We start from the raw sequence: 12,611 nt of genomic DNA, 5'->3' as shown, positions 1-12,611 counted from the left end.
ACGGCCGCGGCTGTTAAATGGCAGCGTCCACATGGCAGCGTCCCGACCTGCCCGCAGCAAGCCCGTACCCCCATTCCCGCGACCAGGGTTCGTTCCCCACCCGCGCCCCGTGGGCGGCGCGTGCGCATCAGATCGAGAGGATCGTCATGGCCGCATTCCATCGAACGGGCCGGGTCACGGCCGCGCTGACCGCCTGTCTCGCCTCGGTGGCGCTGGCCGGGTGCGCGAGCGGCGACGCCACGGCACCCCGGGCCGCGACCCCCGCCCCGGCCGGCACCGGAGCCAGGGCGGACGGCGGCACCGTGCTCGCGGGCCAGCCGGACGTCAACGGCGACGGCAAGGTCGTCATCGGGGTGCTGAGCCCCGGTGACATCAACGACAAGGGCTACTACCAGAGCTTCGTCGACACGGCGGAGGGGTTCGCCACCTCGAAGGGCTGGACGATCATCAAGCGTGGCGGCGTCAACCCCAGCGAGGCGCTCAACGCCGCGCGGGCGCTGTGCCGGCAGAAGGTCGACATGGTGGCCCTGGGCGCCGCGGACCTCAGGGACGCGATCCCCGCCTCCGAGGAGCCGGCGTGCGCCGGCACCGCCTGGTACGTCCCCTCGTCCGACAACATCCCGCAGACCCCGAGGATCATGCTCTCCACCGACGAGGCGGACCAGAGCCTGCTGGCCGCCGGGTACGCGGCGGGCCTGCTGATGAAGGAGAAGGGCGTGACCAAGGCCGGGTTCGTGACCGGCCCCGAGGTCGACTTCACCACCGCGGCGGCCAGGGCCTTTCGGGCGGGCATCCGGCTGGTGGTCCCCGAGGCCACGCTGACGGTCACCTACAGCGGCGACCTCAACGACTCGGCCAAGGCCAAGGAGGCCACCCAGGCCCAGATCAGCCAGGGCGTCAAGGTCGTCTACCCCTACCTGGGCGGTGCCACCGACGCGTCGGCGGAGCTGGCCGACGCCAACGGCGTGCTCACCCTCACCCCGGGCACCGACCGGTGCGCCTCCACCGCGCCCACGTTCGACATCTCGGTGCTCTTCAGCCCCGGAGACTACTTCGGGGCCGCGCTGGAGGACTTCGCCGAGGCGAAGCTGCGGATGGGCGTGGAGAAGGTCTGGAGGCTCGGCGTCGACCCGTTCCCCACCGTGAGGATCTGCGAGCCCACCCCCGAGCAGGAGGAGAGGCTGAAGACGTTCATCGCCGACGTCGGCAGCGGGAGGATCGACCCCAAGGCGGAAGTGAAGAGGCTCGGTTCCTGACGTGACGGAAGACGAAGGGGCGAGGGACCTCACCCCGCCGCCGGTGCCCGCCCTCCGGCTGCGGGGAGTCAGCAAGAGCTACGGCCCGGTCGTCGCCTGCGACGCCGTGGACCTCACCGTCCACCAGGGCGAGATCCACGGCCTGCTCGGCGAGAACGGGGCCGGCAAGTCGACGCTCATGAAGATCCTGACGGGACTCGTCCGGCGGGACGCCGGAACCGTCCTGCGCCATGACGAGCCCGTCGAGATCGGCGGTCCGAGGGAGGCCGCGGCGCTCGGCATCGGCATGGTGCACCAGCACTTCAGCCTGGTCGACCCGCTGACGGTCTGGGAGAACGTCATCCTGGGCGACACCGGGAAGATCGACAAGGCCGTGGCCCGCGACCAGGTACGGGAGATCTCCCGGCGCTACGGCCTGCCGGTGGACCCGCTGGCCAGGGTGGCGCGGCTCTCCGCGGGCGAGCGGCAGCGGGTCGAGCTGATCAAGTGCCTGCGCCGGGACCCGGCGGTGCTCATCCTCGACGAGCCGACGTCCGTGCTGACCCGGGCGGAGTCGGCGGAGCTGTTCGGCGTGCTGCGCCGCGCGGTCCGCTCGGAGAACCGCGCGGTCATCCTGATCAGCCACAAGCTGGACGAGATCACCACGGCCACCGACCGGGTGACCGTGCTGCGCGGGGGGAGGGTCGTCTTCCGGAGCGCCACCGCGGAGACGGACCCGCGGGAGCTGGCCCGGCGGATGGTCGGCAGGGAGGTCTCCCTGGGCACCGAGGCCGCCGCCCTCGGCCTGCTGCCGGCCGGCCCCCTCGGGGCGCGCGGGTCCGCGGCCGGGAAGACCACGGCGAACGAGACGGCGACCGAGGAGCGCCGAACCGGTGAGGCGGACGAGAGGAGGGCGGGGGTCCCGGCGCCCGCGCCCGCGCTGCGGCTGCGTGACCTGACCCTCACCCTCGACGGCGTGCCCGTCCTGTCCGATCTCAGCCTGGACGTCGCCCCCGGTGAGATCGTCGGCCTGTACGGGGTCGAGGGCAACGGCCAGTCGGCCCTGGGCGACCTGCTGTCCGGGCTCGTCGTACCGGACTCCGGGTCGGTCGAGATCTCCGGGCGGCCGGTCGATCCGCACCGCCCGGGGGCGCTGCACGCCGCCGGGCTCGGCGTCGTGCCGGAGGACCGGCACGGCTCCGGGCTGGTGCTGGACATGAGCGTCGCCGAGAACCTGGTCATGAAGTCGCTGGACGCCGTGAGCGGCCGGGTGTTCCTCGACCGGGGAAAGGTGCGCGCCGTGGCCCGCCGCCTGGTGGCCGAGTTCGGCATCGTCACCCCGTCGACGGACACCCCGGTGCGCGACCTGTCGGGAGGCAACCGGCAGCGGGTCGTGCTCGCCCGTGAGCTCTCGGCCCGCCCGGCCGTCCTGGTCGCGGCACGGCCCTCGCACGGGCTGGACGTGGGCGCCACCGAGGACGTGTACCGGCGGCTGCGCGACGTCGCGGCGGGAGGGGCGGCCGTGCTGCTGATCTCCACCGAGCTGGAGGAGGTCATGACGCTGGCCTCCAGGATCGCGGTGATCTCCTCGGGAAGGATCACCGGCGTCCTGCCCGCGGGGGAGGCCACGGCCGAGCGGCTCGGAATGCTGGTGGGCGGGGTGGCCGCGTGAACGGAACCCCGCGAAGCCCCAGCCGAAATCCCGGCCCGGACCCGTCCGGCCGCCGCCTGCTCGCCCTCCTCGTCCCCGGTCCCGGCGCGCCGGGCCGGTGGACCGCCCTGGCGACCGTCGCGGGCGTGGCCGCGGCGCTCGCCCTGTCGTCGCTGCTGGTCGCCGTGACCGGCGGCTCCCCCCTCGCGTCGGTGCGGGCCCTCCTCCAGGGCAGCGTGGCCGACCCTGCGGCCTGGACCTCCACCCTGCTGTACGCGGCGCCGCTGCTGCTCGTCGCCGCGGGCGCGTGCGTCAGCGCCAGGTCCGGCGTGTTCAACATCGGCCAGGAGGGTCAGCTGCTCGTCGGCGCCCTCCTCGCCGCCTGGGTGGGCCTGCGCCTGGCGGTCACCGGCCCGGCGCTGCTGGTGGCCGTGCTGGCGGCCGCCGCGCTGGCCGGTGGCGCGTGGGCCGCTCTCAGCTCGCTGATGTACCGGCTGCGCGGCGTCGACGTCGTGGTCAGCACGCTGTTGATGACCTTCGTCGCCCAGCAGCTCGTCGCGTTCGCGGTGAACACGCCGTGGCTGCTGCGGGAGTCGCGGGTCGGCGACGCCGTCGTCGCGCCGCAGTCCAACCCGCTGCCGGACAGCGCCCTGCTCGGCTCGATCGGGGAGTACCCGGACCTGCAGGTCAACGGGGGCCTGCCGATCGCGGTGGCCGCGGCCGCGATCGTCGCGACGGTGATCGCCCGCACCCGGTGGGGGTTCCGGCTCACCATGCTCGGCCTCAACCCGCTCGCCGCCAGGCACGCAGGGGTGCGCGCCGGCGCGCTGGGCGGCGCGGCGCTGGCCGTCTCCGGTGCCTTCGCCGGGCTGGCCGGGGCCGTGCTGCTGACCAGCCCGGTGGGAGTCCACCGGCTGCAGCCCGGCATGGCGATGAGCATCGGCTGGGACGGCCTGCTGGTCGCCCTGATCGCCCGCAACCGGCCGTTGCCGGCGATACCCGTCGCCCTGCTGTTCGGCGTGCTGCGCTCCGGCGGCGGCTTCCTCGCCGCGACCGGGGTGCCCCCGTTCGTCGTGGACGTGGTCAAGGCCCTGCTGGTGCTGGCCTTCGTCGCCCCGCCCGCCGTCATCGCCGTGCTCCGGCGCCGCGGGAGCGGCGTCCGCGCCGCGCGCGCCGGGCACCGCCCCGCGCCCGTCGCGGAGGGGGCCGGCCGATGATCGCCGCGGACGACGTCTCCACCATCCTGTCCAGCGGGGTACGGCTCACCGTGCCACTGGCCTTCGCGGCGTGCGGGGAGTATCTCGCCGAGCGGGCCGGGACCATGAACATCTCCGTCGAGGCGATGATGCTGGGCGCCGCGTTCGGCTCGGTCGCCACGGCCGACGCCACCGGCAGCGCCACCGCCGGGCTGGTCGCGGGCGTGCTGATCGGGCTCCTGGTCGGTCTCGTCCACGGCAACCTCTCCCACCGCCTGGAGATCAACACCTTCGTGGCCGGCCTGGTGCTCAACGCCCTCGTCCTCGGGCTGACCGGCTACCTGATCACGATCAGTGACTTCGGCTCCCACCAGGTGTCGCAGGTCAGCGTCCCCTGGCTGCGCGACATCCCGCTGATCGGCGCCCCGCTGTTCGTCGAGCGCTGGCCGGTCTACCTGCTGGTCGTCATCGTCCCGCTGACCTGGTGGCTGGTCGAGCGCAGCAGGTGGGGCCTGGAGCTGCGGGCGGTCGGCGAGCGTCCGAGGGCCGCCGACGCCACCGGCATCCGGGTCAACGCGCGCCGCCGCCAGGCACTGCTGTGGTGCGGCGCGCTGGCCGGGCTGGGCGGCGCGTACCTCGCGGTCGGCGAGGTCGGCTCGTTCAACCAGAACATGACGGCCGGTCGTGGGTACATCGTCATCGCGGCGGTGATTTTCGGCGGCTGGCGGCTGGGACGCACCCTGCTCGGCTGCGCGCTCTTCGGCCTGGCCGACGCCATGCGCCTGGCGCTGCCCGCGCTGGGCCTGACGCTGAACTCACAACTGCTGATAGCGGCGCCGTACCTGGTCGCGCTGCTCGCGATGCTGCTCTTCACGAACCGGCGCCGCGAGCCGGAAGCGCTGGGACGGCCCTTCGAACGGGGCCCCACCTGAGGGTCCCGGACACCGGCGGCCGGCCGGGTCGGCGCACATCGCCCGGATCGGCCCCAAGGAAGCGGAGGATCCTCATGAGTGATCTGACCCGGGCGCGGTGGACGCATGTCGCCCTGCCCACGGGCGATCTCGACGAGGCGATCGCGTTCTACACCTCGCTGACGCCACTGGTGGTCGTCGAGCGCTTCCAGGACGCCGACGGGGAGAGCGCCTGGCTCTCCAACGAGGGACAGGCCGAGACCCCGATGGTCCTGGTGCTCGTCTCGTTCGACAAGGACAGGGGCGGGCGGCTGGGGCTGCTGACGCCGTTCGCGCACCTCGGCATCGAGGTGCCCGAGCGCGCCGACGTCGAGGAGATCGCCGAGCGGGCGCGCGAGCTGGGCCGCCTGCACTGGGAGCCCCGCGACATGCCCGACCCGGTCGGCTACATTTGCGCCCTGAAGGACCCCGACGGCAACGTCGTCGAGATCTCCCACAACCAGCGGGTCTTCGCCACGGTACGCAGGCTGTGGGCGGACCCCTCCTGAGCGGGGAGATCCGGATCCCCCTTCCTGGGGAGAGGGCTCTCGGCGGGGGAGTCCGACGTGGTCATGGGCGCGAAGGGGGAGACGGACGGGGGCCGGAGGCGAGGGGGCGTTGGACGGGGGTCAGGGGCCGTGCCCGGCCACGTCCGGAGCCGGCGGGTTCTCCGCCTCCCTGAGGCGACGTTCCCGCCTTCCCCTCGCGATCTCGGTGCCCAGGGCGTCGAGGTGCTGGTTCCAGAAGTGCCGGTAGCGGTCGAGCCACCGGTCCACCTCCCGCAGCGGGGCCGGATCGACGGCGTACAGCCGCCGGGTCCCCTGGGCGCGTACCGTCGCGAACCCGTTGTCGCGCAGCACGCGCAGGTGCTGGGAGACGCCGGGCTGTGAGATCCCGAACTCCTCCTGCACCACGGCGCTGATCTCACCGGCCGCCAGCTCGCCGTCGGCGAGCAGCTCCAGGATCCGGCGCCGGACCGGATCGCCGAGAACGTCGAGCGCGTGCATGACCTCACTGTCTCAGGATCGGCTTATATAAGTAAAGTCTGAAGCCTACGGGGCGGTCCGGCCGACCTTGTCATGCTCCTGACCTGGACGAATGCGCCACGGAGTGATGGCATGGAAGGGGAGGACGGCCGGAGAGCCGGCACCCTGCTGATCCAGCTGATCCAGGAGGCCACAGTGAAGGCAACCGTAGGCGACAAGTTGATCGTGGAGAGCGCCCACGACGGCGCTCCCCGCAAGATCGGATTCATCATCGAGCTACGCCACGAGGACGGGAGCCCGCCCTACGTGGTCCGCTGGGAGGGCGACGAGCACGAAAGCCTCGTCTTCCCCGGCCCCGACGCCCACGTGATGCCGAGCGTGCCGAGGTAGGTCCGGGGCCCGCGCCGCGCGTCCCGCCTGCCTGCCACGCCCGGGTGCCGGTGATTCCCGATGCGTCGCGCGGGCTACGATCGCTGATGTGGAACAGCGCGAATTGGGAAGAACAGGCAGGCGGATCGGTGTCGTCGGGCTCGGCGCGTGGCAGCTGGGGGCCGACTGGGGTGAGGTCGGCGAGGACGAGGCCCTGGCCACCCTCGACGCCGCCGTGGACGCCGGGGTCACCTTCGTCGACACCGCCGACGTGTACGGCGACGGGCGCAGCGAGCAGATCGTCTCGCAGCTGATCAAGGCCAGGCCGGGGCTCACCGTGGCCACCAAGATGGGCCGCCGCGTCGCACAGGAGCCGTCGGCCTACACCCTGGACAACTTCCGGGCGTGGACCGACCGCTCCCGGGCCAATCTCGGCGTCGACACCCTCGACCTGGTGCAGCTGCACTGCCCGCCCACCCCGGTCTACGCGACCGACAGGGTCTTCGACGACCTCGACACCCTCGTCCAGGAGGGTCGCGTGGCCGCCTACGGGGTGAGCGTGGAGACCTGCGACGAGGCGCTGACCGCGATCGCCCGGCCGGGCGTGGCCACCGTGCAGATCATCCTCAACGCCTTCCGGCTCAAGCCGCTGGAGAGGGTGCTCCCGGCGGCGGCCGAGGCAGGGGTCGGCATCATCGCCCGCGTCCCGCTGGCCAGCGGCCTGCTGTCCGGCAAGTACGACGAGTCCACCGTCTTCGGTGCCGAAGACCACCGTACCTACAACCGGCACGGCGAGTCCTTCGACGTCGGCGAGACCTTCTCCGGGGTCGACTTCGCCACCGGCCTGGAGGCGGTCCGCCGCCTGGCCCCGCTGGTGCCGCCGCAGACCACCATGGCGCAGTTCGCGCTGCGCTGGATCATCGACCAGCCCGGCGTCTCCGTGGTCATCCCCGGTGCCCGCAACCCCGGGCAGGCCCGCGCCAACGCGGCCGCCGCCGCCGTGGACCCGCTGCCCGAGGCCACCCTCGCGGGCGTGCGGGAGATCTACGACGAGCTGATCCGTCCGCAGGTCCACCAGCGCTGGTGACCCACCGGACGGCCCGGAGACCAAGGCGGTCCGGCACAGGCCGGAGCGGCTGAGGGAACGGCCGGGAGCCAGCAGGCCGGAGCGGCTGAGGGAACAGGCCAGAGCGGCCGGGAGCCGGCAGGCCGGATCAGCTCAGGCGGGCCAGCAGCCGCAGGCTCCGCTCCTCCAGGTAGGCGAGGCCGAGCCGCCGGTGCGTCTCGGCCGCCTCGCGGGCGTGCTCCCGGGCCCGGCCGGCCGCGCGGGAGGCGTGTTCCACCGCCTTGGCCGCGCCGCCGACCCTGACGGCCGCGGCGAAGTGGTGGGCCAGCGTGGCGGGCTCGGTGCCCGGCCTGGTCTCCAGGCACTCGCCCGCAAGCAGGTGCAGCCGGGCCCGCGGCAGGCGGCCGAGCCCGGACAGCAGCGCGTCGCGCACCAGGGCGTGGGAGAAGCGGTAGTCGGGGCCGCCAGGCGGTTCGGCCAGCAACCCGCTCGCCACCGCCGGTTCCAGATCGCCACCAGGGCACGCTGCTTCCTGGTGCCGAGGTCGAGCGGGTCACCGGCCTCGCCGGCGACCTCCAGCGGACCGAACAGCCGGAAGGTCAGGCTCGTCGGCATGAGTTTTCTTTCGTCATGGCAGCCGGAAGGCTACGTTCCCCACCGTCATTTCCGCTGTGGTCTCCGCAGTGCGCAAGCGGAAAGGGAGACCGCACGCCAAGGACTGGACAGGCGGGGGCCACGGACCCACGCTCCACCTCAGCGGCCTGACGGTCGGTGAGATCCGCTGCGGAGTCGAGCGTCCTCGGTCACCTCCAGCACGAACTTGCCGGTCACCAGGGCGTTCACCTCGGGCTGCTCCAGGCCGATCGCGATGTTCTCCGGGTACAACATGAGTTGAGGCTGTGATTCACCACAGGAGGGCCCATGATCCCGGTTGTGTCGCACGCGCGGCGAGTTCGGCCGGCGACACCACGGCCGTCAGTCCACTGCTGACGCCGGCTCGGATCAGGGCGAGGACGCCGTGAGGCTCACCTACTCGGGCTCGTCGGTGGGCGCGGCCTCCCGGCGCTCCTCGGGTGTGGTCACGAAGCTGCCCATGCCGGGCTCGGTGCGGATCAGGCCGTTGCGGGATGATCCCCCTACTCTTGATCGTTTCGCATATGCTCCGCATCGGTTGGCCACTCGGGCGAACTCATGACGAGTGACCGGCATGGGGTCTTATAAATTCGGTGCAGCCGGCGTCCAGAACTGGAACACCACTTCTTCCAGGCTGCCGGGCCCGTCGCCGGCGTTGTCGTCCCCGTCGTCGTCGGCCAACGGGTCCCAGCCGTCGAGGTCGACGTCATCTTCGGGATCGTGGTCGACGAGCTTGCGCAGGATGACGCGGACCCGCCACTCAACGCCCGTCGCACCGAGGTCGAAGACACGATGGTCCTCTCCCGGATCCACGATCTCCGTCGCGTACACCCGCCCCCGGCTTGCATGGAACGGCCCTGTCCACGTTTTGGTTTGAACGGCTCCGACCTCGAAGCGCGGCTCTGGCGGTGGACCCTCCCACAGCTCAAACCGCACGGCCAGGGTGTGCGAGTCGAACGACGACCTTATGCAAAGCCGAAAGTGTGGTTGATACTCCACCCAATCGCCATAGGCGTTCGGATCCTGTGGCGGGGCGTCGTCCGGGATGCTTCCAGCGCCGTCCTCGTTCATGAGACTGAAGGTTCCGTATTGCGCGCCGACGACATCGTCCATCGTCAGCAGCAGCCGGGACGTGGGGGCAGCCACGAGAGACTCCTTTTGGCGGTGAGAGGGGCTCGGCAGTGACCCTAACGACTTGATCGACACAGGCTTCAAGACATGGCTCTCTCGGGCCATCGGCGGACTGAACGAAGTGATCTTCTGATCCGTAGCCAGTTCGAGATCGTCCACCGGCGTCCACAGGTGTCAGCAAGCCCTGCTCAGAGCCATCTCACACTTGATCGTCTTCTGTGGACGTCCACTCACGTCCAGAGATGTTGTCAGCAACAGCGTTAGCACGATCGACCAGACCTCGGCTGTCCCGAGACGGCTGCTGGTTCTGCCTCCCGGCGGTCACCCGTCCCGCTGAACCGCGGGCACGAAGCCGCCCAGGGCCTTCTCGCCTTCGGCCATGACAGCCCAGTCGTCCACCGCACTGCGCGAGTCGACGACCAGCACGACCGCACCACCGGCACGGTCCACGGCCTCCAGCCATGCGAAGCGCTCCTCGGCCTCCTCGGGACCGACGATGCCTTCGACGAAGATCCCGGAATCACCGGGACCGTCGACCACCGAGGCGGTCAGACCGGCGAGGAGCTGCCAGCCCTCACACGGCAACGGCCTGCCCGCGTCGAGCCGGAGAACGGGAAGCCGCTCGATCGGGCCGGTCGAGACGAGAACCAGCATCGGTACGGCGCCACCGAGGTAGCTGACGTCCTCTCGAGGAATGTAGAGCGGCATTCGGCGAGTATCGCACCACCCCGCCCGTGGCGGGATGCCGAGGCACGCCGCCCGAAACCGAGCGCAGCCACCTGCTCTTCGCCGCCGTTAGCCTGTGCGCGTTGAGACCTTCGGCAGGGAGAAGTCATGCGATCGGACATCGGCCTGGATGAGATGGCCGCTGAACTCTCCCGGCTCGCTGATCTCTCAACGGCTGTTCCTCTGCCGGAATCCGAGGTTGTGGCCCTTGAGGAAGTGATCGGCGCGCCGCTTCCTGACGAGTTCCGGTCGTTCCTGCTGCGATTCGGCCGGGGAGTCTCTCCCGGTCGCCTGCTCGACCTGCATCGGATCGTGGAAGAGACCCAACGGGAGCGTGGGTACTTCCGGGAGGAACCCGAGGTCGCCGCCTACCCGTGGGAGCCCTTCCCGGTGACCCGGGATGATGTGCGGCAACTGCGGCGCCTCGCAGGCGACGGAGCAGACCCCACCCTGTCGATGGACAAGCCCTCGCCCGGAACCATGTTCCTGTGCAGCCATGGATGCTCGTGGATCAGCATGCTCGCCATGAACGGTGAGTACGCCGGCACCGTCTGGCTCACCGAGATGGGATGGGTGAAGGACATGGACTGGTGGCCGTCGGCCCCCTGAAGGGATGTCGAACCGTCGGGCCGTCTGCACGGGGGTTGGAGCGAACCGGTGCCGTTCCTGGACTGGTACATGCGCTGGACACGGCAGATCGTCAGCCGACATCGACGCTCGCGACAGCCTGACTTGCGTTGATCGCAGAGGCGTTCGTTCTTCCTCGCGCAGGCGAACTCCCGCGCCTTGGTCCACTTCATACCACCTGATCCGTCGGTCGTCCGCGCACCCGCCCGGGCGCGGTGGCCGCCGGCAAGGTCTACTCTTCTCGCGCCAACCGCACCTATCTGCGCCGACGTCACATCCAGGCCGTCGGTGTCAGGTGTCCTGATCTCCGTTGAGGACGCGGGTCACCCACTCCGGCCAGGCCTTCTCTTTCGGATCGCCCTCACGGGTGTGCGGTAGGTTGCCCGCCATGGCTGAACTCGGTCCCGTCGCCTGGCCACCTGCCCCGATGAGAACTGAACGGCTCGTGCTCCGTGAGCCCGAGGCCCGGGACCGTGCGGCGCTCATCGAACTGTTCACCTCGTCCGAGGTGGGCACCTACATCGGTGGCCCTCGGCCGCGTGATGAGCTCGAACGTGCGTTGCCCGCCGTGCCCAGGCGGCGCCCCGGCCTTTTCGCGGTCGACCTCGACGGGGCGATGATCGGCATCATAGAGATCGACCGGCGCGACGCCGAGCGTCCGGGTCACGTCCGCCCGGATGGCGGTGAGGCCGAGCTCGGCTACATGTTCTTGCCGGAGGCGTGGGGCCGCGGGTACGCCGCCGAGGCGTGCGCGGCGGCACTCGACTGGGTCACCGGCGCGCTTCCCGGCGAGCCGGTGGTACTCAGCACCCAGACCGCCAACGACCGCTCGATGCGCCTCGCGGCGAAGCTGGGGTTCACCGAGGTGGAGCGGTTCGAGGAGTACGGCACCGAGCAGTGGTTCGGTGTGTGGTCCTCGGTCACGCCGTCCGGTTGAGCCCGGCAGGGGCGGCCGCCCACCTGCTCCGGGGAAAACGGGCTGCACGAGACGGCCACGGCGGTGCATGGTGTGTCAGTGGATCTCAACGACGCGGCACGCGCCTGGCGCACGCACGGGTTCGTCGTCCTTCCAGGATTCATCCCCGCCGACGAGCTGGCGCCGGCCGCGGGCGAGCTGGGACTGCTCTTTCCCTCCGCCGAAGGATTCCACGGCGGCGGCGACGCACGTCGTGAGCGCTTCCTGGGCGACGAGTTCGCCGGGATCGACGCCTTTCCCTTCGCCGGCGTCGAGCTGAGCCTTCTGGCGGTGCACCCGCGTCTGTCGCGGCTGGCCGAAGCCTTGCTGGAAGATCAGGACATTCGGATCTACTCTGCCGAGGCCTGGGCGAAATACACCGGTGCCGCCGACTACGACCAGGTCATGCACCGGGATTATCTCAACCACACCATCCTGGTGCCCAGCGACACCCCCGGCTGCCGGCAGCTGGAGATGTTCGTCTACCTGGCAGACGTCCCCGACGAGCTCGGGCCGCCCCATCTCGTCTCCCGCACCCACACCGCCGATCTGCCGGCCAGACCCAACTGGTATCCGCGCGACGACGCCGCCGGCAGCGAGAACGGGTTCGTCCGCACCGGCGGCAGCCCGGAGCTCTACGAAGCAGAGGTGTCGGCCGCCGGGCCGGCGGGGACCGTCGTCGCCTTCCAGCTCGGCACCTTCCACCGGGGCACGGCACTGACCGCCGCGCGAGGCGCCCGTTACAGCATGCATGTGAACTACCGGCCGGCCGGTGCCGAGTGGGGTCAGCGTCAAGCCTGGGCCGATCGCAGCCACGAGCCCGCCTGGTACCGGTTCGTCGAGCGGGCCTCGCGACGCCAGCTCGAGCTCTTCGGGTTCCCGCCGCCCGGTCACGCCTTCTGGACACCCGACACGCTCGCTGCCATGGCGCTTCGGTATCCGGGCCTCGATCTGTCGCCCTGGCGCGAGGCGATCCCATCCCCGCCGGAGTCCGGCACCGCGGGCGCCGGCTTGACGTAGGTGCCGTCGTGGCGGGTCGGCAACTCCTCCAGGAGGGCGTCCAACCTGGCGCCGACGGACTCCACG

Annotated in this window: 15 protein-coding genes and 1 pseudogene; 11 read left to right on the top strand and 5 right to left on the bottom strand. The window is 71.2% G+C overall.

Going from position 1 to position 12,611, the window contains the following annotated elements; genetic code table 11:
• Positions 1 to 146 precede the first annotated feature (146 nt).
• The 5 genes from ACTOQ3_RS36385 to ACTOQ3_RS36365 all read left to right on the top strand — a co-directional run bounded on the left by ACTOQ3_RS36385 (position 147) and on the right by ACTOQ3_RS36365 (position 5,541).
• Positions 147 to 1,256 (top strand): BMP family ABC transporter substrate-binding protein, encoded by a 1,110-nt coding sequence (locus ACTOQ3_RS36385; protein ID WP_440088045.1) that lies wholly within the window; start codon positions 147 to 149, stop codon positions 1,254 to 1,256.
• A 1-nt stretch (position 1,257) separates the two neighbouring features.
• A complete protein-coding gene (locus tag ACTOQ3_RS36380; protein ID WP_440088044.1) occupies positions 1,258 to 2,907 on the top strand; it encodes an ABC transporter ATP-binding protein in 1,650 nt (549 codons plus the stop codon).
• On the top strand, positions 2,904 to 4,103 hold the full coding sequence (locus ACTOQ3_RS36375; protein ID WP_440088042.1) for an ABC transporter permease: 1,200 nt from the start codon (positions 2,904 to 2,906) through the stop codon (positions 4,101 to 4,103). Before ACTOQ3_RS36380 ends, ACTOQ3_RS36375 begins: the two co-directional genes overlap by 4 nt.
• Positions 4,100 to 5,014 (top strand): ABC transporter permease, encoded by a 915-nt coding sequence (locus ACTOQ3_RS36370; protein WP_440088041.1) that lies wholly within the window; start codon positions 4,100 to 4,102, stop codon positions 5,012 to 5,014. The genes ACTOQ3_RS36375 and ACTOQ3_RS36370 overlap by 4 nt, the downstream gene beginning before the upstream one ends.
• Before the next feature lie 74 nt (positions 5,015 to 5,088).
• Entirely contained in the window at positions 5,089 to 5,541 is a 453-nt protein-coding gene (locus ACTOQ3_RS36365; protein WP_440088039.1) for a VOC family protein, read from the top strand.
• 120 nt (positions 5,542 to 5,661) lie between these two features.
• Here the strand turns inward: ACTOQ3_RS36365 and ACTOQ3_RS36360 are convergent, their stop codons facing one another.
• On the bottom strand, positions 5,662 to 6,039 hold the full coding sequence (locus ACTOQ3_RS36360; RefSeq protein ID WP_440088037.1) for an ArsR/SmtB family transcription factor: 378 nt from the start codon (positions 6,037 to 6,039) through the stop codon (positions 5,662 to 5,664).
• A gap of 111 nt (positions 6,040 to 6,150) precedes the next feature.
• On the opposite strand from ACTOQ3_RS36360, the gene ACTOQ3_RS36355 reads away from it, so the two are divergent.
• Both ACTOQ3_RS36355 and ACTOQ3_RS36350 read left to right on the top strand, forming a co-directional pair.
• Entirely contained in the window at positions 6,151 to 6,408 is a 258-nt protein-coding gene (locus ACTOQ3_RS36355) for a DUF1918 domain-containing protein (RefSeq protein WP_440088035.1), read from the top strand.
• Positions 6,409 to 6,496: 88 nt separating this feature from the next.
• Entirely contained in the window at positions 6,497 to 7,474 is a 978-nt protein-coding gene (locus ACTOQ3_RS36350; RefSeq protein ID WP_440088033.1) for an aldo/keto reductase, read from the top strand.
• A gap of 127 nt (positions 7,475 to 7,601) precedes the next feature.
• On the opposite strand, the gene ACTOQ3_RS36345 is transcribed toward ACTOQ3_RS36350, so the two are convergent.
• The 4 genes from ACTOQ3_RS36345 to ACTOQ3_RS36330 form a co-directional block, all read right to left on the bottom strand.
• Positions 7,602 to 7,949, bottom strand: coding sequence for a hypothetical protein (locus ACTOQ3_RS36345; RefSeq protein WP_440088031.1), 348 nt, complete (start codon positions 7,947 to 7,949; stop codon positions 7,602 to 7,604).
• A gap of 257 nt (positions 7,950 to 8,206) precedes the next feature.
• Positions 8,207 to 8,341 (bottom strand): hypothetical protein, encoded by a 135-nt coding sequence (locus ACTOQ3_RS36340; RefSeq protein WP_440088030.1) that lies wholly within the window; start codon positions 8,339 to 8,341, stop codon positions 8,207 to 8,209.
• Between the two features lie 327 nt (positions 8,342 to 8,668).
• Positions 8,669 to 9,232 carry a hypothetical protein gene (locus ACTOQ3_RS36335; RefSeq protein WP_440088028.1) on the bottom strand — a complete coding sequence of 188 codons (564 nt, stop codon included), beginning with the start codon at positions 9,230 to 9,232 and terminating at the stop codon, positions 8,669 to 8,671.
• A gap of 306 nt (positions 9,233 to 9,538) precedes the next feature.
• A complete protein-coding gene (locus ACTOQ3_RS36330) occupies positions 9,539 to 9,925 on the bottom strand; it encodes a hypothetical protein (protein ID WP_440088026.1) in 387 nt (128 codons plus the stop codon).
• Positions 9,926 to 10,051: 126 nt separating this feature from the next.
• Between ACTOQ3_RS36330 and ACTOQ3_RS36325 the strand changes: the two genes are divergently transcribed.
• From ACTOQ3_RS36325 to ACTOQ3_RS36310, 4 genes and pseudogenes are all read left to right on the top strand, one after another.
• Positions 10,052 to 10,552, top strand: a complete 501-nt coding sequence (locus ACTOQ3_RS36325) for an SMI1/KNR4 family protein (protein WP_440088024.1) — start codon at positions 10,052 to 10,054, stop codon at positions 10,550 to 10,552.
• Between the two features lie 206 nt (positions 10,553 to 10,758).
• Positions 10,759 to 10,857 (top strand): annotated as a pseudogene (locus ACTOQ3_RS36320) (IS5/IS1182 family transposase); the annotation flags it as partial.
• Positions 10,858 to 10,997: 140 nt separating this feature from the next.
• Positions 10,998 to 11,507, top strand: a complete 510-nt coding sequence (locus ACTOQ3_RS36315) for a GNAT family N-acetyltransferase (RefSeq protein ID WP_440088022.1) — start codon at positions 10,998 to 11,000, stop codon at positions 11,505 to 11,507.
• A 78-nt stretch (positions 11,508 to 11,585) separates the two neighbouring features.
• Entirely contained in the window at positions 11,586 to 12,545 is a 960-nt protein-coding gene (locus ACTOQ3_RS36310; RefSeq protein WP_440088021.1) for a phytanoyl-CoA dioxygenase family protein, read from the top strand.
• Positions 12,546 to 12,611 lie beyond the last annotated feature (66 nt).

This window comes from Streptosporangium sp. LJ11, from assembly GCF_051918945.1.
Classification (GTDB): Bacteria; Actinomycetota; Actinomycetes; order Streptosporangiales; family Streptosporangiaceae; genus Streptosporangium.
Note: the sequence above shows the minus strand (reverse complement) of the source record. Positions and strands in the feature narration are given on the sequence as shown.